Origin of the sequence: Pseudomonas sp. BNK-45, assembly GCF_047456255.1 — a bacterium.
In the GTDB taxonomy this organism is placed as follows: Bacteria; Pseudomonadota; Gammaproteobacteria; order Pseudomonadales; family Pseudomonadaceae; genus Aquipseudomonas.
This window is the reverse complement of record NZ_CP179909.1, coordinates 5040510-5065286: the sequence shown is the minus strand read 5'-3', so window position 1 is coordinate 5065286 and position 24777 is coordinate 5040510. Positions and strand designations below refer to the sequence as shown.

25 protein-coding genes are annotated in these 24777 nt (G+C 64.7%); 14 read left to right on the top strand and 11 right to left on the bottom strand.

Going from position 1 to position 24777, the window contains the following annotated elements:
- Window positions 1–25: 25 nt before the first annotated feature.
- Window positions 26–814 (bottom strand): ABC transporter substrate-binding protein, encoded by a 789-nt coding sequence (locus tag ACMGG8_RS22785; protein WP_129406695.1) that lies wholly within the window; start codon window positions 812–814, stop codon window positions 26–28.
- A 191-nt stretch (window positions 815–1005) separates the two neighbouring features.
- A complete protein-coding gene (locus tag ACMGG8_RS22780) occupies window positions 1006–4053 on the bottom strand; it encodes an aminotransferase class III-fold pyridoxal phosphate-dependent enzyme (RefSeq protein WP_414158470.1) in 3048 nt (1015 codons plus the stop codon).
- Between the two features lie 139 nt (window positions 4054–4192).
- Here ACMGG8_RS22780 and ACMGG8_RS22775 point away from each other — a divergent pair, with 139 nt between their 5' ends.
- The 6 genes from ACMGG8_RS22775 (at window position 4193) to ACMGG8_RS22750 (ending at window position 10123) form a co-directional block, all read left to right on the top strand.
- Window positions 4193–4633: an Lrp/AsnC family transcriptional regulator gene (locus ACMGG8_RS22775; RefSeq protein WP_102864225.1), complete on the top strand. Its 441-nt coding sequence runs from the start codon at window positions 4193–4195 to the stop codon at window positions 4631–4633.
- Between the two features lie 194 nt (window positions 4634–4827).
- On the top strand, window positions 4828–5334 hold the full coding sequence (locus tag ACMGG8_RS22770; RefSeq protein WP_060843204.1) for a sigma-70 family RNA polymerase sigma factor: 507 nt from the start codon (window positions 4828–4830) through the stop codon (window positions 5332–5334).
- Entirely contained in the window at window positions 5331–6296 is a 966-nt protein-coding gene (locus tag ACMGG8_RS22765; protein ID WP_414158469.1) for a FecR domain-containing protein, read from the top strand. Before ACMGG8_RS22770 ends, ACMGG8_RS22765 begins: the two co-directional genes overlap by 4 nt.
- A gap of 97 nt (window positions 6297–6393) precedes the next feature.
- Entirely contained in the window at window positions 6394–9228 is a 2835-nt protein-coding gene (locus ACMGG8_RS22760; protein WP_414158468.1) for a TonB-dependent receptor domain-containing protein, read from the top strand.
- Between the two features lie 103 nt (window positions 9229–9331).
- Complete coding sequence (locus ACMGG8_RS22755; protein WP_414158467.1) at window positions 9332–9796, top strand: DUF3429 domain-containing protein; 465 nt, start codon at window positions 9332–9334, stop codon at window positions 9794–9796.
- Between the two features lie 165 nt (window positions 9797–9961).
- On the top strand, window positions 9962–10123 hold the full coding sequence (locus tag ACMGG8_RS22750; RefSeq protein WP_414158466.1) for a DUF2986 domain-containing protein: 162 nt from the start codon (window positions 9962–9964) through the stop codon (window positions 10121–10123).
- A gap of 106 nt (window positions 10124–10229) precedes the next feature.
- Here ACMGG8_RS22750 and ACMGG8_RS22745 read toward each other — a convergent pair whose 3' ends face one another.
- From ACMGG8_RS22745 to ACMGG8_RS22735, 3 genes are all read right to left on the bottom strand, one after another.
- Window positions 10230–10706 (bottom strand): GNAT family N-acetyltransferase, encoded by a 477-nt coding sequence (locus ACMGG8_RS22745; protein WP_414158465.1) that lies wholly within the window; start codon window positions 10704–10706, stop codon window positions 10230–10232.
- Window positions 10707–10927: 221 nt separating this feature from the next.
- Window positions 10928–11140, bottom strand: a complete 213-nt coding sequence (locus ACMGG8_RS22740; RefSeq protein WP_108542913.1) for a hypothetical protein — start codon at window positions 11138–11140, stop codon at window positions 10928–10930.
- Between the two features lie 379 nt (window positions 11141–11519).
- On the bottom strand, window positions 11520–12128 hold the full coding sequence (locus ACMGG8_RS22735; protein ID WP_060838700.1) for a TetR/AcrR family transcriptional regulator: 609 nt from the start codon (window positions 12126–12128) through the stop codon (window positions 11520–11522).
- Window positions 12129–12233: 105 nt separating this feature from the next.
- Between ACMGG8_RS22735 and ACMGG8_RS22730 the strand changes: the two genes are divergently transcribed.
- Complete coding sequence (locus ACMGG8_RS22730; RefSeq protein WP_414158464.1) at window positions 12234–13748, top strand: 2OG-Fe(II) oxygenase; 1515 nt, start codon at window positions 12234–12236, stop codon at window positions 13746–13748.
- Between the two features lie 222 nt (window positions 13749–13970).
- Window positions 13971–14663: a tRNA (adenine(22)-N(1))-methyltransferase gene (locus ACMGG8_RS22725; protein WP_414158463.1), complete on the top strand. Its 693-nt coding sequence runs from the start codon at window positions 13971–13973 to the stop codon at window positions 14661–14663.
- Between the two features lie 61 nt (window positions 14664–14724).
- Here the strand turns inward: ACMGG8_RS22725 and arsH are convergent, their stop codons facing one another.
- From arsH to ACMGG8_RS22710, 3 genes are read right to left on the bottom strand one after another with little or no spacing between them, the layout of a single operon-like run.
- Window positions 14725–15417 (bottom strand): arsenical resistance protein ArsH, encoded by a 693-nt coding sequence (arsH, locus tag ACMGG8_RS22720; RefSeq protein WP_060838703.1) that lies wholly within the window; start codon window positions 15415–15417, stop codon window positions 14725–14727.
- Between the two features lie 12 nt (window positions 15418–15429).
- The gene (locus ACMGG8_RS22715) at window positions 15430–15900 is read right to left on the bottom strand and encodes an arsenate reductase ArsC (protein ID WP_060838704.1); all 471 of its coding nucleotides are present in this window, start codon (window positions 15898–15900) and stop codon (window positions 15430–15432) included.
- 59 nt (window positions 15901–15959) lie between these two features.
- The gene (locus ACMGG8_RS22710) at window positions 15960–16304 is read right to left on the bottom strand and encodes a metalloregulator ArsR/SmtB family transcription factor (RefSeq protein WP_108542923.1); all 345 of its coding nucleotides are present in this window, start codon (window positions 16302–16304) and stop codon (window positions 15960–15962) included.
- A 223-nt stretch (window positions 16305–16527) separates the two neighbouring features.
- Between ACMGG8_RS22710 and ACMGG8_RS22705 the strand changes: the two genes are divergently transcribed.
- Window positions 16528–17397 carry a hypothetical protein gene (locus ACMGG8_RS22705; protein ID WP_060838706.1) on the top strand — a complete coding sequence of 290 codons (870 nt, stop codon included), beginning with the start codon at window positions 16528–16530 and terminating at the stop codon, window positions 17395–17397.
- 159 nt (window positions 17398–17556) lie between these two features.
- Here ACMGG8_RS22705 and ACMGG8_RS22700 read toward each other — a convergent pair whose 3' ends face one another.
- Window positions 17557–18069: a ClbS/DfsB family four-helix bundle protein gene (locus ACMGG8_RS22700; RefSeq protein ID WP_102864235.1), complete on the bottom strand. Its 513-nt coding sequence runs from the start codon at window positions 18067–18069 to the stop codon at window positions 17557–17559.
- A gap of 139 nt (window positions 18070–18208) precedes the next feature.
- On the opposite strand from ACMGG8_RS22700, the gene ACMGG8_RS22695 reads away from it, so the two are divergent.
- From ACMGG8_RS22695 to ACMGG8_RS22680, 4 genes are all read left to right on the top strand, one after another.
- Window positions 18209–18496 carry a barstar family protein gene (locus ACMGG8_RS22695; RefSeq protein WP_060838708.1) on the top strand — a complete coding sequence of 96 codons (288 nt, stop codon included), beginning with the start codon at window positions 18209–18211 and terminating at the stop codon, window positions 18494–18496.
- A gap of 95 nt (window positions 18497–18591) precedes the next feature.
- Window positions 18592–21156: a valine--tRNA ligase gene (valS, locus tag ACMGG8_RS22690; protein ID WP_414158462.1), complete on the top strand. Its 2565-nt coding sequence runs from the start codon at window positions 18592–18594 to the stop codon at window positions 21154–21156.
- A gap of 122 nt (window positions 21157–21278) precedes the next feature.
- Entirely contained in the window at window positions 21279–22130 is an 852-nt protein-coding gene (locus ACMGG8_RS22685) for an EcsC family protein (protein WP_250330390.1), read from the top strand.
- Window positions 22131–22143: 13 nt separating this feature from the next.
- Window positions 22144–22719 (top strand): GNAT family N-acetyltransferase, encoded by a 576-nt coding sequence (locus tag ACMGG8_RS22680; protein ID WP_414158461.1) that lies wholly within the window; start codon window positions 22144–22146, stop codon window positions 22717–22719.
- Between the two features lie 36 nt (window positions 22720–22755).
- Here ACMGG8_RS22680 and ACMGG8_RS22675 read toward each other — a convergent pair whose 3' ends face one another.
- Together ACMGG8_RS22675 and ACMGG8_RS22670 are read right to left on the bottom strand one after the other, a co-directional pair.
- Window positions 22756–23190, bottom strand: coding sequence for a hypothetical protein (locus ACMGG8_RS22675; RefSeq protein ID WP_414158460.1), 435 nt, complete (start codon window positions 23188–23190; stop codon window positions 22756–22758).
- Between the two features lie 4 nt (window positions 23191–23194).
- Window positions 23195–23524, bottom strand: a complete 330-nt coding sequence (locus ACMGG8_RS22670; protein ID WP_060843215.1) for a cyclic-phosphate processing receiver domain-containing protein — start codon at window positions 23522–23524, stop codon at window positions 23195–23197.
- 438 nt (window positions 23525–23962) lie between these two features.
- Here ACMGG8_RS22670 and ACMGG8_RS22665 point away from each other — a divergent pair, with 438 nt between their 5' ends.
- Entirely contained in the window at window positions 23963–24751 is a 789-nt protein-coding gene (locus ACMGG8_RS22665) for a hypothetical protein (protein ID WP_060838713.1), read from the top strand.
- Window positions 24752–24777 lie beyond the last annotated feature (26 nt).

Genomic DNA, 24777 nt, shown 5'->3' with positions numbered 1-24777 from the left:
CAGGTCGAGCCAGGCTGCAGATGAGTCAGCGAATGTCCTTGCCAATCCACTGCATCGAGATCTTTTCGTAGCTGCCATCGGCCAGCATGTCGTTCAGCGCCTGCTGCATCGCGGCCTTGAGTTCGGGGTTGTTCTTGCGCAGCGCAATGCCCATGCCTTCGATGCCGCCATCCTGTTGGGGTGGGGTGATGATGCGGACTTTCTGTCCGGTTTCCTTGACGGCCACCAGCACCGGAACGCTGTCCATCACCAGCGCATCGAGGCGCCCGGCGTCCAGGTCGACCAGCATCTCGGGAAGCCCTTTATAGGTTTTCACCTTCAGGTTGCCCCGCGCCCTGGCCCATTTGTCGTGGGCATCGCCCAGGGTGACGCCGACCTTCACATCCTTCAGGTCATCCAGGCTGTTGATCGGCGAATCCTCTTTCACCACGATGGTGCGGCCGGCGTGGTAGTAGGGGCCGACGAAGTCCACGGCCTTCTGGCGCTCCGGGGTAATGGTCATAGAGGCGATGATGGCGTCGTATTTTTTTGCCAGGAGCCCGGCGATTATTCCGTCGAAGGGGGTGGTGACGATGCTGACTTTCACCCCGAGCCGTTGGGCCAGGGCTTCGCTGATGGAGGCGTCGAAGCCGACGATCTGGTTCTGCTCGTTGGCAAAGCTGAAGGGCGAGTACTGCCCGCTCATGGCGATGCGAATCTCTTTGGATGCCTGGATCGATTGCAAGTCATCAGCCTGAGCGGCTAAAGGGCACAGGAGCGCCGCGGCCGCGACGGTGGATGCAGCAAACAGACACTTGAGCGTTCTGGTTAGCATTGGATGGCACCTTTGAAGAATTATTAATTATTGTTGTTTGGGCTCTTCACCCAGGCCTCGGGAAAAGCTTTGCATAGGCCGTTCTGGAAAGCACCCGGCAAGGTGTCCGCCAGCCGGACACATTGCCGGAGTTGGCCGACACTATGTCGGCCAGGCACGCAGGCTGTCACTCGTGCGCCGATCCCGGCGCTCTACTGCAGGGCTGCCTTGAAGCTTTCGTCCAGCACCTCCAGCAGCAAGTCGGCGTTCTTGTGGCTGAAAATCATCGACGGGCGCATTTTCAACACGTTGTCATGGGGGCCTTCGGTGCCGATCAGAACGCCGCGTTCCCGGGCGCCATCGGCAACCTTTTTCGCCAGTTGCGTGGCCGGAGCCTTGCTCTGGCGATCGGTGACCAGTTCGATCCCGAGGAACAGCCCCAGCCCGCGTACATCGCCAATGACCGCGTAGCGTTGCTGCAGTGTGCGAAAGCCATCGAGCAGGTAGTTGCCCACCGTCAGTGCGTTGAGTTTCAGGTTGTCGCGCTCAATCACATCGAGAACGCTGAGCCCCACGGCACATGAAACCGGGCTGCCGGCGAAGGTATTGAAGTACTCCATGCCGTTGTTGAAGCTGTCGGCTATTTCGCGGGTGGTCACCACCGCCGACATCGGGTGGCCGTTGCCAATGGGCTTGCCCATGGACACCGCATCGGGCACCACGCCCTGGGTTTCAAAGGCCCACCAGTGGCTGCCCACCCGGCCAAAGCCGACCTGGACCTCATCGGCCAGGCACAGCCCGCCCTCGGCGCGAACCATGGCATAGACCTCCTGCAAGTAGTTTTCCGGGAAAAACAGCTGCCCGGCGACACTGGGAATCGACTCCGCTAAAAAGAACGCCGGGGCCCGGCCCTGCTGGCGCATGCTGTCGATCTGCTCGGCGACACTCTGCGCGAAACGCTTGCCCAACTCCTCGAATGGCCAGTCATCCGCTGCGCGGTAAACGTCCGGCACGGCCGCCTCGAATACGTGCTCTGCACGGCCCTTACCGGCCTTGCGCTTGTACTTGTAGGGGCTCAGGTCAATCAGCTCCTGGGTGGTGCCGTGGTAGGCCCAATCCAGCACGATGGCGTCGTTGCGCCCGGTGTGATTGCGCGCCATGCGCAGCATCAGGCTGTTGGCTTCACTGCCGGAACAGCCGAAGGAGGCGACGGCCAGGCCCTTGGGCAGGGTCGCCGTGAGTCGCTCGGCATACTCGACGATGTTGTCGTGCAGGTAGCGGGTGTTGGTGTTCAGGCGTGAAGCCTGGCGTGCAAGGGCCTGCACCACATCGGGATGGCAGTGGCCGAGATGGCAGACGTTGTTGAAGCAGTCCAGATAGGCCCGGCCGAAGTTGTCGATCAACCAGACCCCATCGCCGCGCACGAACTTGATCGGGTCCGAGTAGGAAATCGACAAGTTGGGCAGCAGCAGTTGCTTACGCTTGGCCACGATCTGCGCTTTGCTCCTGCCTTCCTGGCTATAGGTTTCCGGAGGAATTCCGGCCAGGGTCGAGGCATCCGGGAACAGGTCGGCCCACACCTCAAGATAGGCGCACTCACCGACGCCGATGAACTCGCTGGCTTGCAACTGGGTGTCGGTGGACATCTGGAAATGCACATGGGGCAGCCAGCCGCCATTTTCCGTGTCCGCGCCCATGTAGCCCACCAGCGCGCCGGCTTCAAGGTGGTCCCCGGGTTTGAGGCGGGTCAGCGCTTCGTGGGCCATGTGCCCCCACAGGGTCAGGAAGGGCGGGCAGCCTTCAGGCGAGTGCTTGAGCATGATCAAACCGCCGTAGCCCAGCGGTTCAGGCTCGACCTCGACGCTCTGCACCACACCGGCAAGCGGCGTGTACAGCGGCGTTCCGGCCGGCATGATCAAGTCGACACCCAGGTGGATGATCCGGCGCTGTCCTTCAATGAAGCGCGATTCAAAGGCGCTGTCGGTGTAGATGGTCCTGGCTTCGCCCCAGGGGCCGATGCCCAGCGGCACTTGATGCTCGGCGGAGAAATCGTTCCACCATTTCGTCGCTTCTGCCGGGCGCTGCGCGGCGGAAGCGATGGTCATTTCGTGGGCAGCGTCGGCGAACGGCACAATGGCCTTGTTCAGGGTCGCCGCCGATGGATGCACGATCTCTGCAAAGGACCGGCGGTTTTCATCCACCCAGCGGCGAATCGCCCCGGCACCTTCTATGGCGTCATAACCGCAGGCTTTGCGCAGGATTGCCGTGGCCAGGCGCGGGTTCATGCGATCCATCTTTTCCAGCAGGCGCCAGGCCGGGGCTTCGCTGATGGCCAGGTAGGGGTTGTCCTGGGTCTGTTCGTGGCGCGAGGCCGACAAGGTGACGCTGATCACCAGGCGCATGGCAATCAGATTGAACAGCACATCCAGCTCTTGCGGCTGCAACGGGTAGCGCTCGTGGAAAGCGCCGGTGAGGGCGGCCGCCGCGCCGATGGGGTCTGGCGTGTCGAGAATGGCGTAGGCGCAGGTGATGGCGACTTCGGCAATCAGCACCGTGTGCACGGCATCGCCAAAATCGATGATGCCCGAGACCTGCTGGTGGTTCTGTGGGTCGACGAGGATGTTCCAGTCATTGCCGTCGTTGTGAATGACCTGGGCGCGCAGCCGCGCCAGCGTCGGTGCCACCTGTTGTTCGAACGTCTCAATGAAGCGCTGCGCAATCCCTCGTCTGCCGGGGTCCTTGATGAAGTGCAGGCGGGCTCGCGAACGCCCGGCGTGCCGCAAGTCCCAGTCCAGGTCGCGCACCGCGCCGGGATGCATGAAGCCCTGCAGGGCAAGGTCCATGTCGGCGAACGACTGGCCCAGGTGGCGCATCAGTTCGAAGGTGCGCGGAACTTCGGCCAGCGGTGTGCCGGGCAACCAGCTCACCAGGCGCACCGCGTGGGTTGCGCCGCAGGGCGCCACGGCCGAGGCGAGGCAATCACCGGCAAGGGTCTTTTTCAGCTGTGGTACGGCCAGCTCGGGGCAGGTGCTGGCCAGGTGGCTGAGGAGGGCGGCCTGCAGCTCGCTTTCAATGCGCGGCTCGCTGGCGTTGACGACCTTCAGGATCCATCCCGCATCGCTGGCGGTCTTCAACCGGTAGTTGCAGTCTCGCTCGCCATCCAGAGGCGAGGCGCTCGCGCTGACATTGAAAAGCTGTTCGGCCAGGTGTTCGGCATCGCGGGGCGAAAACTGCGGGGCGGGGTGGGAAAGGTCAGTCATGGTAGTGGTTTTCCAAGTTATTTTTTTCAGTTAGCTTGGCATGCGAAATCTTCGAGGGCAGTAGGTATGCGGTCGGCTTTGGCCTGCATATTGTCGGAATCGACCGGCACAAACTCGGCAGTCAATGTGAGGAGTTTCAATGCGCGACCTGGACGTGAAAGATCGGGAAATACTCGACATTCTTTCTAAAGAGGCGCGGATCGCCCTGAAGGCCCTGGCCGCGAGAATCGGCTTGTCCAGAAGCGCCACCAGCGAGCGCGTCAGCAACCTTGAGCGCAATGGTGTGATCAGGGGCTACCGGGCGGATATCGGCGAAATCGACGCCAACGTGATTCGCGCCATGTTTCTGGTATGCCTGAAACGCACCCCGGCCATCAGCCTGCTGGACATGCTGGCCCAGCACTCGCAGGTGCGCCGCATCTCTTCGGTCAGTGGCCAGCTGGACCTGGTGATCGAGATCGAATCACGCACCATCGATGATCTGAACCGTGTCCGGGATGCCGTGGCCAGTCACGAATCGGTGGAGGACATCACCACCGCCGTGGTGCTTCGCCGCGACATCGACCGCCAGACTTCCTGACTCGTCGTGCCCAGCCGAAAGAGCTGACGGGCCACCCGGCCAACGTGCTCAAGCGCCGGCCTGGCGCCCGAATCCGCGTGCCTTGACCCTGGCGCAGAGCCTGTGGCGTTGCCACCGTTGTGAGTTTGCCGCGCTGTACAAGGGGTGTCGGCGGATCATAAAATGAGAAGCATTATCATTAATGCGAATCTCTCATGCCCAACCACAGCCTTTCCTCGCCCGTCGCCCAGCTGTATGCGAACCACCACGGCTGGCTGCGCGGCTGGTTGCATCGGCGCCTGGGGCATAGCGCCGATGCCGAGGATTTGGCGCACGACACCTTCATCCGCGTGCTGCGCTCCCAGGAAGATGTGCGTGAGCTGCGCCAGCCCATGGCGTTTCTGGCCACCATCGCCAATGGTCTGTTGATCAACCGCTGGCGTCGTCAGGCCATCGAGCGGGCTTACCTGGAGGCGCTGGCGGCACGGCCGGTGGGGGAGGAGCCTTCGCCGGAGGAGCGGCATCTGATGATCGAGACCCTGTTGCAGCTGGATTCGCTGCTGGTGGGGCTGTCGTCGCGGGTGCGGCAGATTTTCTTTCTGTCCCAGCTCGATGGCTTGACCTATCCGCAGATCGCCGCGCAGTTGGGCCTGACCGTGGCCCAGGTGCAGCGGGCCATGGGCAAGGCGTTCAGCGTCTGCTACGCGAGCCTGTTTGAATGAGTGGCGTCGCGGTCGATCCCCGGGTGCGGGACTGCGCCATCGATTGGCTGGTGCGAGTGCAGTCCGGGCTGATGAGCGCCGCCGAGCAGCAGGCCCTGCTGCACTGGCGTCAGGCCAGCGCCGAGCATGAGCACGCCTGGCAGCGGGTCAGCCGCCTGCCGCTGATGTTGCAGCCGGGGGCCGATCTGTTGGCCGATGCCACGGCGCGTCGGGCCTTGCAGGCGGCGGGTGCCGATCCGCAACGGCGGCGGCAGGTGCTCAAGTGCCTGTTGGCGCTGGGGCTGCTGGGTGGCCTCTCCTGGCAAGGGGCGGATTCCACCCTGGTGCGTTCGGCCCTGGCCCGTTATCGCACCGGCATCGGCGAGCGCCGGCGTTGGGCCCTGGCAGACGGCGGTTCGCTGTGGCTGAACACCGCCAGTGCGGTGAATCTGGACTTGAGTGCAGGACAGCGCAGCGTGCAGTTGATCGAGGGCGAGCTGGCCCTGGATACCCCGCCGGCATCGGCGTCGCTGCAACTGCAAACGCCGGATGCCGTGTTGTACAGCCGCGGCGCCCATCTGCTGGTGCGCCATGATCGCCAGGGCACTCAGGTGACGGTGTTGCGCGGCCTGGTGCAGATCAGCGCCCGGCAGCAGCCGACACCGCTGGCCTTGCCGGCCGGATGGCAAACCCGGGTCGATGGCCGGGGAGTCGGGCAGCCGAGTGCCATTGATGTGTTGCTGGCCCAGGCCTGGATGCGCGGCATCCTGCCCGCCGAGCGCATGCGCCTGGATCAGTTGCTGGCAGAGCTTTCGCGCTATCGCCCGGGCTTCTTGCGGTGCAGCGACGCCGTGGCGGCCTTGCGCGTGACCGGCAGTTTCCAGCTCGACGACACCGATGCCGCCCTGGCCCTGGTGGCCAATACCCTGCCGGTGCGCATCGAGCGCAGGACCCGTTATTGGGTGACGGTGGTGCCGGCCTGAAGATTTTTTTTCAGCGACGCGATAGTTTTTTCGATCTGGCTTGGCCTTCAGGTATTGCCCACCGGCACCGGTGGGTTTCGATCCCTAGGAGCCTTGCATGATTTTCCCCGCTCGTGTCTTGCGTACTCAAACCTTCGGCCTGCTGTTGCTCAGCCTGCAACCGCTCTACAGCGAGATGGCGCTGGCGGCCGGCGAACGCCACTACAGCATCGGCGCCGGTCCCCTGGACCAGGTGCTGTCGCGGTTTGGCGCCGAGGCGGGGATCAGCCTGGCCGGCAGTGCACTGCTTACGGCGGGCAAGACCAGCCAGGGCCTGCAAGGTGATTTCAATGCCGAAGCGGGCCTCAACCGCCTGCTGGCGGGCACCGGCCTGGGCTACGTGCGCCAGGCCGACGGCGGCTATGCCTTGCGCCTGCGCTCTGATGCGGTGTCGCTGCCGACGCAGAAGATCAAGGGCGAGAACCCTGACGAGGAGGAGGTGTACCGGGCGCCGCGTTCGTCGGTGTACATCTCCGCCGACGACCTGCAGCGCTTTGGCGTGGTGTCGGTGGGCGACGTGCTCAAGGGCCAGCCCGGGGTGCAGGTCGGCGACAGCCGCAATGGCGGCGGCCTGGATGTGAACATTCGCGGCATCCAGGGCCAGAGCCGGGTGGCGGTGACGGTGGACGGCTCGCAACAGGCCCTGGATGTCTATCGCGGTTATGCCGGCACCCAGCAACGCAGCTACATCGACCCGGACATGATCAGCGACATCGCCATCGACAAGGGCCCGAGCCTGACCTCCAGCGCCATCGGCGGCACGGTCAAGATGCGCACCCTTGGCGTCGACGACATCCTCAAGGACGGTCAGCAGGTCGGCCTGCGGCTCAAGGGCGACCTGTGGAACAACGGCGTGGCACCGGCCCGTCGCGATCCCCATTCCAGGACCGAGGACCTGTACACGGAGCCGCACCAGAGCCGTGGCGGGCTGTTCGGCTCGGACGCGGAGTCCGGCAGTGCCGCGTTTGCCTACCGCCATGACTTGTTCGATGTGGTGGCGGCCTACGCCCAGCGCAACCAGGGCAACTATTTCGCCGGCAAGAAGGGCCAGGATCGCTACCGCACCTTTGACCGCTACGGCGATGAACAGACCAGCGTGGCCACCACCTACAACGCCGGGGAAGAGGTGCTGAACTCCTCGTCGAAGACCCAATCGTGGCTGCTCAAGACCACCCTGCGCCCAGCGGACGGCCACCGCTTCGACCTCGGCTACCGACGCTATGACGGGCGCATCGGCGAGATCATGCCCTCGGACATCTTCCGGTTCGGCACCGGCGGCATCTACCAGTACCCCCTGGGCCACACCCAGATCGACACCTACACCGCACGCTACAACTACCTGCCCGCGGACAACCCGCTGCTGGACCTGACTGCCGACCTGTGGCTGACCGATGCGCAGACCAGCCAACTGAGCGCCTGGTCGGCACCGGCGTCCCAGGCCTATCGCACGGACCGTTCCTGGGCCCGCCAGGCCAACCGCCGCACGGGCGGCGGGCTGGCTAATACTTCGCGCTTTAGCACCGACTACGGCGACTTGAAGCTGGACCTGGGCGGCTCGTTCCAGCTGGAAGAACTGCGTCCGCAGAAAGGCGTGGTCACCACCCAGGACGACATCAATGCCAACCGCAGCTTGCGCGAGGGCTCGCGGCAGGAGTTCAGCTTCAACGGCAAGCTGGAATACCAGCCGGTGGAGCGCCTGATGCTGTGGGGCGGCGGTCGTTACACCCACTATCGCAGCAAGGACCATGTGGCCAATGCCACGGCGCGCAGAGAGGAACGCGAACACAGGTACGTGACCGTCTCCAGGCCCGGCGACTATGGTTACCTGATGTGGTTCCCGGACCAGAACGGGCGCTACACCGATGCCACCGATCCACGCTTGAACAACGGCATTGTCTTCAACAACACCAACTACCCGTTCGAGGGCACGCCCTATAACCAGTACGGGGCCACCGATACCGAGGTGGGGGATTCGCAAGTGGATCGGGTGGTCACCGGCTACAACTATTCGGGCAAGGACAGCAACAGCGGTGGCGCCTTTGCTCCGGCCTTCGGCATCAATCTCGAAGTGCTGCCAGACACCTTTGTCTATGCCTCCTACACCCAGGGCTTTCGCATGCCTTCGCTGTTCGAAACCGGCTACGGCGTGCAGCAGACCACGCCGGGCAAGGGCCTGAAGCCCGAGCGCTCAAGCAACTGGGAGATCGGCGCCAGCACCTTGCACAAGGGGCTGTTGGTGGATGACGATTCGGCGGCGATCAAGCTCGCCTACTTCAACAACAGCATCAAAAACTACATCACCCGCTACTACGACCCGAGCCCGGGCCTGTGGGGCCTGATGCGCTTCAGCAACACCGACAGCTACACCACCCGCGGCCTGGAACTGCAGACCCACTACGATGCCGGGCGGGTGTTTGCCGACCTGTCGTCCACCTACTACCTGAAGACCGAAACCTGCGACGCGGCCTTCGCCGCCACCCTGCGCGCCACCAGCAACCCCTACCGGAAAACCGCCGACACCCCGGACTGCACCCCGGGAAGCTTCATGGGGTCCTACACCAACACCCAGAACCCGCCGCGCTTTGCCGGCAACCTGACCACCGGCCTGCGCTTCTTCGACCAGAGCCTGACCCTCGGCACCCGCATCACCTACACCTCGGGGCCCACCGTCACCGCCGACAAGCCCTGGCAGACCGGCGCCACCACGCCGCAGCTGAACTACCGCGAAGTGGCGCTGGTCGATCTGTTCCTCAACTACAAGCTGCAGGAACACGCCAGCCTCAACGTATCGCTGCAAAACCTCACCGACCGCTACTACCTGGACCCGCTGGCGCAGAGCTTCATGCCGGCGCCGGGGCGCACGCTGCGGGTGGGGATGCAGGCGAAGTTCTGAGGGGCCGGCAGTGGCCTGCCGGTTGCGGTGAGTCAACGCGATGGCCATTCAGAGGGCGCTTTTGCGGCTACAGTTTTCAGTGCCCTGATTGAGAGGAATCCAGATGAACCTTTTGTCTTCTGTATCGCCACCCAAGCCTGTTGCCCTCCTGGGTTATGGCGGTTTGCTGCCGTTTCTCGGGCTGGCGTTGCTGGCCGTGGTTGCGCACGGACAGCGGCTGTTGTGGTGCCAGGCACTGGTCAGTTACGGGGCGGTGATCCTGAGTTTTGTCGGAGCCCTGCATTGGGGCTTTGCCATGATCGCTCCCGGCATGAACGCGCAGCAGCGTCAGACACGCTTTATTTGGAGCATCGTCCCTGCGCTGATGGGCTGGGTCGCCACCTTGCTGCCGCTGTCATGGGGCGGGCTGTTATTGATTGGCGGATTCTTGGCGCACTGGTGGCATGACCGGCAGCTCTCGCAGGTCATGCACCTACCGGCCTGGTACCTGCCGATGCGTTTGCGACTGACCATCGTGGCCAGCGCCTGCCTACTGCTGGGTGTGCTCGCGATGGCCATCGGGAGTTAAGCCTGACGTTCAGCTGCCGCCTCCCACCGAAGGGGCGGTGGTTGACGCAACGGGCATCGCTGAGCAAGGGCGCAAAGGATCATTCGCGGGATCGGCAAAGAGTTACCAGCCCCGGCGAGTGGCGGCTGAAATCATTCCTGTACTTAAAAAGCCGGGTAGCCCCACATGAATCGCCGTAAAAAAATCCAGCAGCTATTGAAGGTTCACGCCAAGAAGGCCAGCGCCAAACGGGCTCCGCAAAAAAAGTCCAAGTACATCAGCAAGGCTGATCGGGCGAAGCTGGCCACCGAGTCCAATGACGACGCTGCGGTTGTCACTCAGAGCTGATCCGTCCGCTTGAGCCCGATGGACCTTTATCTGGCCGACTTGCGCGACGCTCTCTGTTCTCGGGCGGAGCACGCCCCTGGCCAGCAGAGGCGCGGCCGGGTCAGTTCTAGAGAGGGCAGAGCATGGTCTGCACCTTGATATGGGGATGGCTTGCCAGGGGTTCCCATTCATCGATGAAGGAAAATCCCTGCTTCAGATAGAAGTGAGCGGCTCGGGTGTTTTCGGGGGCGACGTCCAGATACACGCACTCATGGCCCTGGTCTCGCCCACGGGATTTCACCGCCTCGACCAGCTTCGCGGCCACGCCGCTGCCCCGTGCCTCGGGGGCCACCCACATGCCGATCAAGTTGTAGCGGTGCGCACCACTGACTGCGGCGCCGATCATTCCCACCGGCTGCTGGTCGTTGAAGGCCAGCCAGAATTGGGTAGCGGTTGACGAGGCGCGGTCCTGCCACTGCTGGTCACTGTAGTGGGCGGCGGCCTGGTAACTCACGCCAAAGGCGGTGGGGGTGTCCTGAAGTGCCGCGAGACGAACCTGCTTCAACAGCATCCAGTCCCTGGTTTGCGTCAATCGAATGTCCATGATCTTCCTGCAGGCGGGTGAAGGCGCAACAACTCGTACGTCCGCTGAATATCAAGACCGCCAAGCCTAACATTCACTCATTGCCGAGCAACCTGCGCTCTTCGAAAACAAGCAGGAACGCTGCGGATTATCCGCCCCTGGGCACCGCTGTTGCCCAGGGCGGCGTTGCGGCCTGTGGTGCAGCGCGTCGCCTGGGCCGACGCTCTGTTCGATGCCGCTCACTACTTTTGCTCCGGTTCGGCAAGGTCGCTCTTGTATTCGCCCCACTCCATGTACGCGTAGTACCGGGTCATGGCGTCGAAGTGGTTGTGGGCTTCAACTTCCCACACAAGCTTGGCGTCCGGGTGAAGCAGTTGGCGTGCGCTGTTTCCCTGCGGGCCGCTCGGGCAGAATGCCTGGCCGTCATCCGGCTCCATCCAGAGTTGGTAAATCATCTTTGGCTCCGATGTGTTTGGCTTGGGTGCGCCCGTTGGCCTTCTGCCCCCGGGGTTTCTGAGTGTGGCGGTTGCGCTATGGCCGTCTTGATTGGATCGCCCCGACCGAGCGCAGGTATTTCCGTGCCTGAGGACTGCTGATCTTTTCTGGCTCAAGGACATACAGCGAGCTCCAGAGCGGCGGTAAACCCAGCTCCTCCATGTAGGAAGTGAAACTGTTGAAAGGCTCGGTGCCAATGTCCTCGGCGGTGAGCCAGAGCGACTCGCACTCTTGGCAAACGTGCAGGACCTCCTGCGTTGCCCGCACTTGAACCTTGGTCACGACACCTTGTTCACAATCTGGACACTGCATTCTTCCCCCTCCTTGCTGGCGTGGTCGTCATCGTTGCTCTTGCCCATCCATGTAGCGTTCCACCCAGTCGATCAGCGTCGGTGCGGCGAAGGCCGTCGGCAGCAGCGGCCGCGCCGTGGTGGACAGGGTGAACGCTCCCTGGATGAAGCAGGTGATGCCTGCCACCAGGGCATCGAGTTGGCGGACGCGGCGTCCGCGTTCGGCGTAGCACTGTCGCAGCAGGCCTTTGAGCAACTTCATCTGTGCCGCTAGCGCCGCCTGATAGACCTCGCGCACATCAGGATCGTGCACCGACTGCTCGCCGATCATCACCCAGGCGGCAACTGCGTCGGGCTGGGCGTCGGAGCCGTAGGCAAGGTGTGCTGCGATGTAGGCCTGGAGCCGTTGCCCGGCTGTTTCGGCTGCCGCGGCCCGGGTCTCGTAGCGCTGCTGGGCGTAGCCGGCCAGCGAGTCGACCAGTGCCACCAGGATTTCGCGCTTGTCCCGGAAGTGGTAGTGCACGAGGCCGGGGGTGAGTTCCGCGTGCCGGGCGATGGCGGCGATGGTGGCCCCGGCGTAGCCGGCCCTGGCCATGACGGCCTGGAGTGCCGCCACGATCTGGCCGCGTCTTTCATCGGTGTTCGAGCGGCGTGCCATGTGATCCTCCAATATTGGTCGTGCGACCAGCTTAGCATTGACATCGACGGCGTCGCACCCTAGCGTTGCAAATATTGGTCGCCGGACCAACTTTGGAGAATCACGATGAATTCCCTGGCTGAAATACTGGTGGCGAGCCCCGAGGCGTCCTCGGTTGTGGTCGAGCGACCTCTGGGTGAGGCCGTGCGGTGCGTCCTGGTGCACGGGTTTCTTTCGGCAAGCGAGTGCGATGCCCTGGTGGCCGCCACGGAGAAGCTCGGGTTCGCCAGCGCGGTGTCCGACTATCCGTCCTCCTACCGCGACAACGACCGCATCGTGGCGGACGATCCGACCCTGGCCCGGCGGCTGTTCACGCGCCTGCGCCAGTGCTTGTCCCCGACGACGGGACTTGGTGCGGTGATGGACGAAGAGGGCTGGCGCATGGTCGGCGTCAATGAACGGCTGCGCTTTTGCCGCTACCGGCCCGGCACCCAGTTCCGCGCTCACCAGGACGGTGTCCACCATCGCCAGTGCGCTCAGTCGCGCCTGACCTTCATGGTCTATCTCAACGACGATGCCTTCAGTGGCGGTGAGACGCTGTTCTTCCAGGGACGCTCCGCGGCCATGTCGGGCCGCGATGCCACGCTGCGCCTGCAACCCCGCAAGGGCAGCCTGATTCTGTTTGATCACGGGCTCTGGCACGCGGGGGCCCCGGTGGACTCGGGCCGGAAATACCTCATGCGCAGTGACCTGATGTACGAGCCGCAGCATCCTGAGTCGATCGACGGTCCCTTCCAGCCCGGTCACCAAGGATACGTCTGGGCGCTTGCCAGCCTTGGCGAACGGGGTTTTGCAAGCGCCGGGCGCGACGCCAGCATCCGTCTGTGGACCCGCGAGGGCGAGTACCAGGGCCGGCTCGACGGCCACAGCCAATCCATCCTCGGCTTGCTGGAGACGGCGCCTGGCGAACTGGTGTCGCATTCGCGGGACCGGACGATTCGGCGCTGGTCGTTGGCGACCGGAACCTCGACGCTGATCGGCACCTCGGCTTCGGCGGTGTTGTGCTGTGCGCGGCTGGCCTGTGGCCGTCTGGTCAGCGGCGCCGCCGACGGCCGCGTGACGCTGTGGAACCTGGCATCCGGCGCGGCAAACGAGCATCAGGCCCACGCCTCTTGGGTCTGGGCGATCGCGCCGTTGGGCAACGGCGCTTTCGCCACCGCCTCGGAAGACGGAACGGTCAAGCTGTGGCAAGCCGAACAGCGGGACTGCGTGCAAGTGATCGATCTGGGCCGTCCCCTGCGGACGCTGGCCAGCTGGATCGACACCGATGGCCGCGTCACCTTGGCCGCGGGTGATCTTGACGGCGCGCTGCACCTGCTGGCGTCCGGCCAGACATTGACGCTCACGGAGCGCTTTGCCGCCCATGACGGGGCGGTGCGGCGCGTGCGCTTCGAGGCGCGGCAGGTGCTGCTGAGCTGTGGCGAGGATGGCTTGGTCAGGCGCTGGCAACTGCCATCGCGGCAGGGGGTGGTCATCGGCTCGCACGACAACTTTGCCACCGATGTGCTGCCCAGCGGCCGCGGTCGCTGGATCAGCTGCGGCTATGACGGACGGATCATGCGGCACGGCGCCACGACCTAGCGTTCGGCCGGGCCGTCGCCCACGCCCTGGGCCACGCCTTGGCGCATTCGCGCCAGGGGATTGTGATCGGCGCGGCTTGCACCCTTGGGCCATTTGCGCAAGCGCAGTAGGGCCTGCCCGCCGGCCCTGGTCGCATAAATTTGAAATGCCTGGCATTGCCCGCCAGAATCGCCCCCCGATCCGGCCCGAGTGCCGGACCTTGGTGGTGAAAAGGGGCAGCAGTTGAAGCAACAGACATTGTCCATGCGCCTGGCACGTGTGGCGGCGCATGTGCCGAACGGGGCGCGCCTGGCCGACATCGGCTCGGATCACGGTTACTTGCCATTGGCGTTGATCAGCCGCGGCACCATCGTCGCGGCGGTGGCCGGCGAGGTGGCGTTGACGCCATTCCGTTCGGCCCGGCGCGCGGTGCTCGAGAGTGGCAGGGAACAGCAGATCAGCGTGCGCCTGGCCGATGGTCTGGCGGCGATCGAGGCCGCGGACGGGATCACCGCGATCAGCCTCTGCGGCATGGGCGGCGAAACCATCCGGGACATCCTGGATCGCGGCCAGGCGCGCTTGAGCGGCGCGGAGCGCCTGATCCTGCAGCCCAACGGCGGCGAGCAGCCGCTGCGTCAATGGCTGATGGAGCATGGCTACCGGATCCTGGCCGAAGAAGTGTTGCGCGAGAACCGCTTCGACTACGAGATCATCGTCGCCGAACGCGCCGCGCCGGTGCAGTACAGCGCCCGGGAACTGTACTTCGGCCCGTTGCAGATGCAGACCCGCAGCCCGGCATTCCTGGCCAAGTGGCAGCGTCTATTGCGCCTGAAACAGCGCACTCTGGAGAGCTTTACCCGGGCGCAGGCCGTACCGGATGCGAAAGTGCAGGACCTGGGCCGCCAGGTGCGCTGGATCAGCGAACTGCTGGCTTGACCCGATTCTTCACCTGGCCCGCGGCTTGCGAGACACGCGAGCTGGCGCGTGGACCGTGCCCTCAGAGCGAGCGCTGGTTGACCCGGGCCATCAGTTGCTCGGCACTTTCCTTGCGCTCGGAGTAGCGATCCACCAGGAAGGCCTGCTGGTTGCGTAGCAGGAGAGTGAATTTCACCAGCTCCTCCATCACGTCCACGACCCGGTCGTAGTAGGCCGAGGGTTTCATCCGGCCGTCCTCGTCGAACTCCATGTAGGCCTTCGCCACCGAGGATTGATTGGGGATGGTGAACATGCGCATCCAGCGGCCCAGTACTCGCAACTGATTGACCACGTTGAACGACTGTGAGCCGCCGCACACCTGCATCACCGCCAGGGTCTTGCCCTGGGTCGGGCGCACGGCGCCGAGTTCCAGGGGAATCCAGTCAATCTGTGCCTTGAACACCGCCGACATCGCGCCATGGCGTTCCGGCGAGCACCAGACCTGGCCTTCGGACCATTGCACCAACTCCCGCAGTTCCTGGACCTTGGGGTGCTCCACCGAGGCGTCGTCGGGCAGTGGCAGCCCGGATGGATTGAAGAGGCGGGTCTCGGCACCCAGGTGCTGCAGCAGGCGCGCGGCTTCTTCGACCAGCAGGCGACTGAACGAGCGTGCGCGGGTCGAGCCATACAGCAGCAGGATGCGGGGCTTGTGCTCGGGCCTGGCGAGTTCGCCATCCAGCAGCGAGAGGTCAAGGTTGGGCAGTTGTTCTGACATGTGTCCTCCGACTCACAGGGTGCCGATGCGGTCCAGCTCGTGCTGCAGTTGCTCACGGCCGAGGCGGTTCAGGGGCAGGTCGAGGAAGGCTTTGCAGCGTCGCTCGATGTGCGCCAGGGTGGCGCGGAAGGCCGCCTCGACGGTGGCTTCGTCGGCGCTGATCGCGGACGGATCTTCCAGGTTCCAGTGGGCCTTGAGCGCCGGGCCGAAGAACACCGGGCAGGCTTCGCCCGCGGCCTTGTCGCAGACGGTGATCACGATGTCGGGCGGGTTGTCGGCGAAGGCGTCGTTGCCCTTGCTGTACAGGCCGTCGGTGGCGATACCGGCCTGCTCCAGGGCATGCAGGCTGCGGGGCAGCACCTGCCCCCTGGGAAAACTGCCGGAACTCAGGGCCTGGAAACCCTGGGGTGCCAGGTGGTTGAACAGGGCTTCGCAGAGGATGCTGCGGCAACTATTGGCTGTGCACATGAACAGGACTCGCATGGGGTATTCCTTGCGCTGTGGGCGGATGTCAAAGGCTCAAGACTCACGGGTTTGCGCTATCAGCAGCAGGCGGCGCGGACCGGGCGTCCCTCCATGTGCTGCAGGCGCAAGGCGTTGTCGCGCAGCCAGTCGCTGTTGGCCCGGAAGGTCACTTGCAGGATTTCCCCGACCCAGGCCGGCAGCTGCGGGTTGAGGCGGTAATAGACCCATTGTCCCTGGCGCCGGTCGAGCAGCAGGCCGCTGCTGCGCAATTGGGCGAGATGACGGCTGATCTTTGGCTGGCTGTCGTCGAGGGCGCACATCAACTCGCAGACACACAGCTCACCCTGGTTGGCGATCAGCAGGGTGGCGCGGGCGCGGGTTTCGTCGGCAAGGCTCTTGAAGACCTCCGAGGGCGTGATCATGGAACGAAGCTCGTATATATGGAGGCGCAAATATATGGAAAATCATATGTGTTGTGCAAGCGTCGCGGGGACGGCCGTTGGGTTGCGGCCGGGATCAGGGGCTGACCGTTCAGGCGGTCGACACTTGTGGCTGGCGAAACCGGGTCTATATGATCGCCACGTTGTGCCATCCGCGGCCGGTTTGGCCGGCGGTATTTTCGGACTCTACAGGGACGTGCGATTGATGAAATGCAGATTCGGGAAAGGTCTGGGCGATAGCCTGGGCAAGACGTTGGCGGGTTGGGGCGTGGCCGGCTTGGCCCTTGCGTTGCCGTTGCTGGCCCAGGCCGGGCCGGCGCCGATTCCCCCCGGTGCGGTGCTGGCGGTGATGCAGAACGTCGAGGTGCCCGACCAGGATGAGGAAGTGGAACTCCAGGACGGCGTCACCGCGACCTTCTGGTACGGCCAGGAGCTGGACTTGGACGGCAAGCACTACTACGCCACCTTTGTCTGGCACACCCGGGACAGCGCGGCCCGCCAGGGCGAGGACTTTGCCGCGCCCGAGGTCCAGGTCCGGCTGGCGGATGCGACCTTCGAACTCACCCACCCGGGCCAGACGCCGGCCTATTCCATCCGCAGCATCGAACGCAAGATCGGTTTCTTCGGTGGCCGGGAAAAACCCGAGGAAGTGGACAGCAAGCGCCAGGCCGTGCAGCACCGCACCGCCGATGGCCGGCTGTTGCTGGCAGTGCCCACCGCCACGTTCGACGACGGCGTGGTGACCAAGGGCTACACGATGTTGCTGTTCAACCCGAACAAGAAGCCGGAAGACGATGGCTGGGTCTGGTCCTATCTGGGGCAGGTGCGCACCGGCGAGGACAACTCCGCCGCTTGTGACGAGGGCGCGGTAATGCCCTGTATCGGCAGCGACGGCGAGTTGAATTTTGTTGCCGGCCAGGGGCCGTTGCCGCAGGTGCAGGTCAAGGTCAGCGGCACCACCTTCCAGGGCCCGGGTAAAATCCGCTCGCTGGCCGCGGCCGATAACCTGACCTACGTCTACGACAGCAAGACCCAGCAGTACACCAGCCAGGAACTGGCGGCGCGGCAGCCATGAATCCGCCGGCGGCATGAGCCGCCGCCGGGCCTCGGCGCGGGGCGTACCCAGGCCTTTGCTCCGCCGGGGACGGCACCGGCGACAGACGTCGATGCTGACGGTCGAACCCGTGTTGCACAGGGGCGCGCGCAGTCAGCGCGCCCGGTGGCGCCGCTGCGGTCATGGGGCGCTGTGCTGCTTGAGCCAGCGGCGCAAGCGTCCGCGGGCGTTGGCGTAGGGCGCGGCGGTGTTGAGCTGGATCATCCGGCCCAGGGTCCACTTTGCGTACCAGGGGCATTGATAGAGCGCGGCATTGTCACGCTGCCGGATCAGGCTGACGATTCGTTGCTTGGCCGCGTCGAGGCGTTGGCGCTTTTGCGGGTAGGCCATGGCGGCATAGTCGCGGTAGAACTTCTGCGCGAGCGGGCCCAGCTGGTTCCACTTGAAGCCGACAGCCGGAAAGGCCATGGGCAGGCCGGCCAGGTCCTTTTCCAGCCAGTCCAGTACCCGCTCGTTCCAGCCCAGCAGGTAGGCCACCAGCTCGGAGACACTGATCTGCGTGCCCTTGACGTGGCCTTCCAGGCTGCGTTCGTCGACCCGCGCCGGGGGCACTTGATCCAGCACCTGGCTCAAGGCATTGAAGTGGCTGTCGATGGCCTTGAGCAGTTGTTCCTTGTCCTGGGGAATCGCCATGATCGTTGTTCCTGTGCGGCGAAAGTCCGGAGTGTGCCAGCGATTGGCCGCTGCTGCCTGCGCTGCATCAACGCCTGCCAGGATGGGCCCCGGCATCGGGTATGCTGGCGGCCGATGAACCTGAGCAGAGGCACGCAACATGACTCGCCCGCAGTTGCTGGAAATCGATGTACGCGACCTGGTCACGGCCCGTGAGCTGCACCTGGCCTTGCGCGATGCCTTGGGCTTGCCCCAGTGGTATGGCTGCAACTGGGATGCCTTCTGGGATGCCATTTCCGGGCTGGTGGAGATGCCGCTGCAGTTGCGCATCAGCGGCTGGCACAGCCTCTCCCGACGCTTGCCGGACGATGCGCGGCTGATGGAACAATGCCTGCGGCGCCTGCAGACCCAGTACCCGGCATGGGCTGCGCAACTGCAGTTCGATTGAGGCGCAATGCAAAAAGCCGCGCCCGGGCGATTTACTAATGCCGCGCAATCCTCTATAAATTTTTCCCTCGGCGCCGACCTTTGCGGCGCCACCGGGTGATAACAGGAGGATGCTATGTCACCGTTAAACGTGTAACCGCAACGCTTTGCCCCATCGCCACACCCTCGCTTGAACACCTCGAAACACGCTGGTCCCAGCGCTGGCTGGAAGAGGGCACCTACGCCTTCGATCGCAGTGCCACCCGGGACGCGGTCTACTCCATCGACACACCGCCACCCACGGCCTCGGGCTCGTTGCACGTCGGCCATGTGTTCAGCTACACCCACACCGATATCATCGCGCGCTTCCAACGCATGCGCGGCAAGGCCGTGTTCTATCCCATGGGCTGGGACGACAACGGCTTGCCCACCGAACGCCGGGTCGAGAACTACTACGGCGTGCGCTGCGAGCCCCTGGCGTCTTACCAGCCGCAGTTGCAGCCACCGACCCGGGTCGCCGAGCGCCGCGCCGACTATGCGCCGGTCAGTCGGCGCAACTTTGTCGAGCTGTGCCACCAGTTGACCGCCGTCGACGAGCAGGCCTTTCGCCGCTTGTTCATGCAACTGGGCCTGTCGGTGGACTGGGGCCTGACCTACGCCACCATCGATGAGCGTGCGCAACGGGTCAGCCAGCGTGCCTTGCTGCGCAACTACCGGCGCGGCGAGCTCTACAGCCAGCAGGCGCCCTGCCTGTGGGACCTGACCTTCCAGACCGCCGTGGCCCAGGCTGAGCTGGAGGAGCGGGAGGTGGCCGGGGCCTATCACGACCTGCGTTTTGAAGGCATCGAGGGACCGGACCTGAGCATTGCCACCACCCGTCCCGAATTGCTCGCGGCCTGTGTGGCGCTGGTGGCGCATCCGGACGATCCGCGTTACCAGGGGCGCTTCGGCCAGCACCTGCGCTCGCCGCTGTTCGAGGTCGAGGTGCCGTTGCTGGCCCACGCCCTGGCCGACCCGCAGAAGGGCAGCGGGCTGGCGATGGTCTGTACCTTTGGCGACCTGACCGATGTGCTCTGGTGGCGCGAACTGCAACTGCCGACCCGCTCGATCATCGGCGCGGACGGTCGGCTGCTGGCCCAGGTTCCCGACTGGCTGGCCACTCCGGCCGCGCGCCAGGCCTATCAAGCGCTGGCCGGGCGCAGCCTGCCCCAGGCGCGCAAGACATTGCTGGCGTTGTTGCGCGAAGGCGGCGCCTTGCTGGGCGAGCCACGGCCGATCCGTCACGGGGTGAAGTTTTTCGAGAAGGGCGACCAGCCCCTGGAGATCGTCGCCACGCGCCAGTGGTACCTGCGCAACGGTGGGCGCAGCGCTGAACTGCGCCAGCAGTTGCTCGGTCGCGGCCAGGCCCTGGAGTGGCATCCGCCGTTCATGCGCAGCCGCTACGAGCACTGGGTCGGCGGCCTCAATGGCGACTGGCTGATCAGCCGCCAGCGGGTGTTCGGCGTGCCGCTTCCGTTCTGGTATCCCCTGGATGCCCAGGGCGAAGCGGACTACGACAGGCCGATCCTGGCAGACGAAGCCTCGCTGCCGGTGGACCCGACCCTGGACACGCCAGCGGGCTACCGCCCCGAGCAACGCGGCCAGCCCCATGGCTTTATCGGCGAGCGGGACATCATGGACACCTGGGCCACCAGCTCCCTGACCCCGCAGATCGCCGCCGGCTGGGAGGAGGACCACGACCTGTTTGCCCGGGTCTACCCCATGGACCTGCGCCCCCAGGGCCACGACATCATCCGCACCTGGCTGTTCTCGACCCTGGTGCGCAGCCACTTCGAGGCGGCCGCGGTGCCCTGGAAGCATGTGGCGCTGTCGGGCTGGATCCTCGATCCGGACCGCAAGAAGATGTCCAAGTCGCGGGGCAATGTGGTCACGCCCCAGGGCTTGCTGGAGCAATACGGCAGCGATGCCGTGCGCTATTGGGCGGCCCTCGGGCGCCCGGGCAGCGACACCGCCTTCGAAGAGCAGCAGATGAAGATCGGCAGGCGCCTGGCGCTGAAGTTGTTCAACCTGTCGAAGCTGGTATTCGGCGTGCCGGGCGACCCGCAGGGGCCGGTCGAGCAGAGGCTGGACCAGGCCATGCTGCAACGCCTGGGGGCGGTCACCGCCGCCGCCGAGGCGGCGCTGGAGGGCTACGACTACAGCAGCGCGCTGATTGGCATCGAGGGCTTCTTCTGGTGGTTCTGCGATGACTATGTCGAGCTGGTCAAACGCCGCGCCTATCGCCCCGAGGGCCACTCGGCGCGCAACGCCCTGGCGGCGGCCTTGAGTGTCCTGCAACGTTTGTTCGCGCCGTTTCTGCCCTTTGTCTGCGAGGAGGTCTGGCGTTGCTGGCAGCCGGGTTCGGTGCACCGGGCCCCGTGGCCCGAGGCGCAGGTGGCCGAGGACTATGTCGAGCCGTTGCTGGAGGCGGTCAGTGCCGCGCTGGCGGCCATTCGCAAGGCCAAGTCCGATGCCCGGCAGTCGATGAAGGCCGCAGTGGCGCGCGTTGAGCTGGTGCAACACGCGCCGCTGCTGGAGTCCCTGCAATGGGCCCGTCAGGACCTGATCGAGGCGGGGCAGGTGGCCAGCCTGGTGTTCATCGAAGGCGCGCAGCCTCAGGTGCGGGTCTGGTTGCAGGATTGACCTGCTCCACCTCGGCGCCCCCATGAAGCGTCAGCTGCGTGGGGGCGCCCCGGCAGGATGAATCTTGTCGTGATCTGAGCGGCAAGCGGTTTATGCTTCCCGGGCGCAGTAGGTCGCAGCCCATGGAGAAGCCGGTGAGCATCAAAGACAGTCCCGAGGATTATCAGGACCTGAAGCGGGCGGTCAGCCTGCTGGAATCCCCTTCATTGACCGCGCGCCTGTCCGGCCTGCTCGGCTCGCCGATTGAAAGCGCGGTCAAGGCCTTGCCCAATTGGGTGTCCGCAAAGATCAACGGCGCGGTGGTGGCTGCGCTGCATACCTCGGCCGATGCCGCGCTGTGGAGCCTGGAGAACACCCCGAAAAAACAGGCCTCGACGCTCTTGCACAAAGTCTATGCCGCCACTTCCGGTGCGGTGGGCGGCGCTTTCGGGTTTGCCGCGCTGTTCGTCGAGCTGCCTATTTCCACCACCATCATGATGCGCTCGGTGGCCGATGTGGCCCGCAGCGAAGGCTTCGACCTGGAGGACTTCGCCACCAAGCAGGCGTGCATCGAAGTGTTTGCCATGGGTGGCAACAGCCAGGCCGACGACGCCACCGAGACCGGCTATTACATCACCCGCAGTTTCACCACCCAGGCCATGCAGCAATTGTCCAAGGAGCTGGCGGCCATTGCCGCCCGGCAAGGCGCCGGGGCGGCCGGCAGGCTGTCTCCGGGGCAGGTGGGCAAGTGGCTGGCGCTGTTGATCGAGAAGGTCGCCAGCCGTTACGGCGTGACCATTTCCAGCAAGTTCGCGGCCCAGGCGGTGCCGGTGATCGGCGCCTTTACCGGCGCCACCATCAATGCGCTGTTCACCGACTTCTATCAGGACATGGCCCGCGGGCACTTCATCGTCAAGCGCCTGGAGCACAAGTACGGCTTTGAGCCGATCAAGGACGAGTATGCGCTCATCCTGGGCAAGCGCTTGGCAGGCTAGGGCGGGTGTCGATATGAGCGACTTTCCGGTTATCCGTACCCCACGCCTGATCCTCAGGGAACTGTGCACGGCCGATGTCCCGGCGTTGTTCGCGATTCACAGCGATGCCGAGGCCATGCAGTGGTTCGGCACCGACCCCATCACGGATGACCGGCAGGCCGAGCAATTGCTGGCACTGTTCGCCGGTTGGCGGAGCTTGCCCAACCCGGGCGTTCGCTGGGGCATCGAGCGCCAGTCCGATCCCGGCCTGCTGGGCACCTGTGGCCTGTTCAAATGGAACCGCCAGTGGCGCAGCTGCGCCATCGGCTTCGAACTGGCAAAACCGGCACAAGGGCAGGGCCTGATGAGCGAGGCGTTGCACGCCGCGGTGGGCTGGGGCTTCGAGCAGATGGCGCTGAACCGTATCGAGGCCCAGGTGCACCCGCAGAACCTGGCGAGCCTCAGGTTGCTGGAGCGGCTGGGGTTTGTCCGCGAAGGGCTTTCCCGCCAGGCGGGGTATTGGCTGGGAGCTCATCATGATCTGGTGCAGTACGGCTTGTTGAGGGCCGATTGGTCCAGCCCGGCGCCGCTCGCCGCGCATGTTGTGTAACTGCGTGGCGTGACAATCAAGCCGGTGCTGGCACCTTCAGCGGTGCCCCGGCGTCGCTACATCGCTGTCCTCGACGGGCTCCAGGTGGTGGTAGGAGGGAAAGACCTTCCGCTGGCTGATCTGCAAGCCTGTTGGTGGTGCGAGCCCTTGGGTTTTACTGGAGCCCCAGGTCCGACGTTCGCCGCAATAGGTATGCACCACTTCCGAGCTGTCCCAGAACAAGCGCTCCAGCAGGGCTTCGTATTCGGCCAGCCACGAATCCTCGAAGTCATAACTGCCTTTGGGGGCGCAGGCGAAGTGCAGCATATGCCCGTAGTAGCAATGCCCCCGGCTGTGGGGCAGGAGGCTGAAAAGCGCCCTGGTGATCTGCGCCCCGGTCACTGGCAGGCTGTGCAGAACCGCGCGATTGTGCGCTTCGGCGGCCGGCGAAGGGTCAAGGCAGTGGATGTATCCGTACAGGTTGCCGCTCATGGGGTCAGTGGCCTCTGTTGTCGGTGGGTTGGCGGCATCCGTTGTCGCGGGCCAGCCGATTGATCGCTTGCACCCCCGCGCGCATCTTTTCCACGGCGGAGGCATTGGCCGAGTGGATATGAATCTGCGGTGGACAGAACCCCTGCAGCGCCACCGCCTCTTCGATCCACAGGATCACGTCGTAACCGGTGCCGCGCGCGTCATCTCCGAGGTCGTGGTCGAGGCTGATCTGTTCGACGCCGCCGGCTTCGAGCAGCGCGATGACTTCGTCCGGCCAGTAGGTGCGAATCCAGCCGGGCGGGGTCTGGCGTTCGTCGTCGAGGTAGATTTTCATGGGCCTGTTTACTCTTTCAAATGCAGTTCAAGCATCGGCGTCGTTCGCGATGACATGATCGCGTCGGTCAACGCCTGGTCATTGCAACCTGCGCCGGAGCGCTAGCAGGAGCGCGGCAGCGGATCACCCAGTAAGCCCCCTGGGGGCAGAGCTCGCAGGACTGAATGACAAAACGCTCGGGCTTTCCATCGTTGATCATGCCGTCATGCATGGCGAGCACCAGGGCACAGGCTTGTTGGGCTGAAAGCATCGCTGGGGGCTTTACGTTGAGGGGGCGGATGAATTTTCGACCCGTTGTATAACCCGATAGTGCGCAAGAAGCCATTACCCCGCTCAAGGTGGCGCAAGTTTTTTCCAGCAGTGGATTAGTCCGCCGCAGTTGTGTAGAAACGCTCCATTATTCAATCCGGCACCCGCTGCCAACCCAGGTGGAACCCAATGCGGCCCAATGCCGAACTCCGATTGTTTGCACTGCCGGCATGCGCCGGTCTGGTCTATGCCGTGACCAAGGGCCTGATCAAGGGCTGGAATGGTACGCAGCTGTTTTCCGGGTTTCTGTTTGGCAGCGTGATTGCCATGGTCCTGGGCATTCCCCTGTTGCTGTGGATGGACCGGCGCTGGCCGCAAGCCAGGACGCGCTACCTGTGGCTCGGCCTGATCCTGAGTCTGGTCGCTACCTTGCTGGTGCGCACCTCGTGGACGCAGTTGTTGCTGTTGCCGCTGGCCGGCGGGTTGCTCCTGGGCGGTCTGTACAGCCTGCTGATCCGCGGTATCGAGCAACTGTCGGTGCCGCTTCATGGGCGGGCGCGGCAAGGGTGGCGGGTTCTGGCTGTGCCGCTGTCAGGGGCGCTGACCCTGGGCGGGGTGGCGGTGACGCTCTATCCGAAGGGGGAGCAAAGCCTGGCGGTTTTCTCGCTCGGGGCGCTGATCGGCGCGTGGCTCTCGATGCTGGTCAGCTGGCCGATGCTATGGCTGGTGGACCGTTTCCTCGCCACCGGCTGGCGCCATGTAATCGGTGGCGGGCTCAGTGGCCTGTTGATCTGGCTGCTGTCCGGGGCCCCGGGATTGTTCGCCGGATCACTGAAGGGGGCCTCGGGGCTGGACTACTGGGTCCCCTTGTTCAACCGGGGGATCTTTCCGTTCCTGCTGCTCGGGCTGCTGGCCGGGGTGCTGTTCTCGCTGCTCAACGGCATGGGCCCGCGGCGCCCCGTGGCCGCTGGCGAGTAATCCGCCGGCGCAGCGCCATTGACCCT

Excerpts from the sequence above, each read along its gene's own strand:
- ACMGG8_RS22700 (WP_102864235.1), bottom strand. The coding sequence starts at position 18,069 with ATGGCGATTCCCCAGGACAAGGAACAACTGCTCAAGGCCATCGACAGC.
- ACMGG8_RS22760 (WP_414158468.1), top strand. The coding sequence starts at position 6,394 with ATGATTTTCCCCGCTCGTGTCTTGCGTACTCAAACCTTCGGCCTGCTG.
- ACMGG8_RS22745 (WP_414158465.1), bottom strand. The coding sequence starts at position 10,706 with ATGGACATTCGATTGACGCAAACCAGGGACTGGATGCTGTTGAAGCAG.
- ACMGG8_RS22670 (WP_060843215.1), bottom strand. The coding sequence starts at position 23,524 with ATGAAAATCTACCTCGACGACGAACGCCAGACCCCGCCCGGCTGGATT.
- ACMGG8_RS22735 (WP_060838700.1), bottom strand. The coding sequence starts at position 12,128 with ATGGCACGCCGCTCGAACACCGATGAAAGACGCGGCCAGATCGTGGCG.
- arsH (WP_060838703.1), bottom strand. The coding sequence starts at position 15,417 with ATGTCAGAACAACTGCCCAACCTTGACCTCTCGCTGCTGGATGGCGAA.
- ACMGG8_RS22775 (WP_102864225.1), top strand. The coding sequence starts at position 4,193 with ATGCGCGACCTGGACGTGAAAGATCGGGAAATACTCGACATTCTTTCT.
- ACMGG8_RS22740 (WP_108542913.1), bottom strand. The coding sequence starts at position 11,140 with ATGATTTACCAACTCTGGATGGAGCCGGATGACGGCCAGGCATTCTGC.
- ACMGG8_RS22685 (WP_250330390.1), top strand. The coding sequence starts at position 21,279 with ATGGAGAAGCCGGTGAGCATCAAAGACAGTCCCGAGGATTATCAGGAC.
- ACMGG8_RS22785 (WP_129406695.1), bottom strand. The coding sequence starts at position 814 with ATGCTAACCAGAACGCTCAAGTGTCTGTTTGCTGCATCCACCGTCGCG.
- ACMGG8_RS22710 (WP_108542923.1), bottom strand. The coding sequence starts at position 16,304 with ATGATCACGCCCTCGGAGGTCTTCAAGAGCCTTGCCGACGAAACCCGC.
- ACMGG8_RS22715 (WP_060838704.1), bottom strand. The coding sequence starts at position 15,900 with ATGCGAGTCCTGTTCATGTGCACAGCCAATAGTTGCCGCAGCATCCTC.
- ACMGG8_RS22755 (WP_414158467.1), top strand. The coding sequence starts at position 9,332 with ATGAACCTTTTGTCTTCTGTATCGCCACCCAAGCCTGTTGCCCTCCTG.
- ACMGG8_RS22705 (WP_060838706.1), top strand. The coding sequence starts at position 16,528 with ATGAAATGCAGATTCGGGAAAGGTCTGGGCGATAGCCTGGGCAAGACG.
- ACMGG8_RS22665 (WP_060838713.1), top strand. The coding sequence starts at position 23,963 with ATGCGGCCCAATGCCGAACTCCGATTGTTTGCACTGCCGGCATGCGCC.
- ACMGG8_RS22730 (WP_414158464.1), top strand. The coding sequence starts at position 12,234 with ATGAATTCCCTGGCTGAAATACTGGTGGCGAGCCCCGAGGCGTCCTCG.
- ACMGG8_RS22770 (WP_060843204.1), top strand. The coding sequence starts at position 4,828 with ATGCCCAACCACAGCCTTTCCTCGCCCGTCGCCCAGCTGTATGCGAAC.
- ACMGG8_RS22675 (WP_414158460.1), bottom strand. The coding sequence starts at position 23,190 with ATGAGCGGCAACCTGTACGGATACATCCACTGCCTTGACCCTTCGCCG.
- ACMGG8_RS22680 (WP_414158461.1), top strand. The coding sequence starts at position 22,144 with ATGAGCGACTTTCCGGTTATCCGTACCCCACGCCTGATCCTCAGGGAA.
- ACMGG8_RS22780 (WP_414158470.1), bottom strand. The coding sequence starts at position 4,053 with ATGACTGACCTTTCCCACCCCGCCCCGCAGTTTTCGCCCCGCGATGCC.
- ACMGG8_RS22695 (WP_060838708.1), top strand. The coding sequence starts at position 18,209 with ATGACTCGCCCGCAGTTGCTGGAAATCGATGTACGCGACCTGGTCACG.
- ACMGG8_RS22765 (WP_414158469.1), top strand. The coding sequence starts at position 5,331 with ATGAGTGGCGTCGCGGTCGATCCCCGGGTGCGGGACTGCGCCATCGAT.
- ACMGG8_RS22750 (WP_414158466.1), top strand. The coding sequence starts at position 9,962 with ATGAATCGCCGTAAAAAAATCCAGCAGCTATTGAAGGTTCACGCCAAG.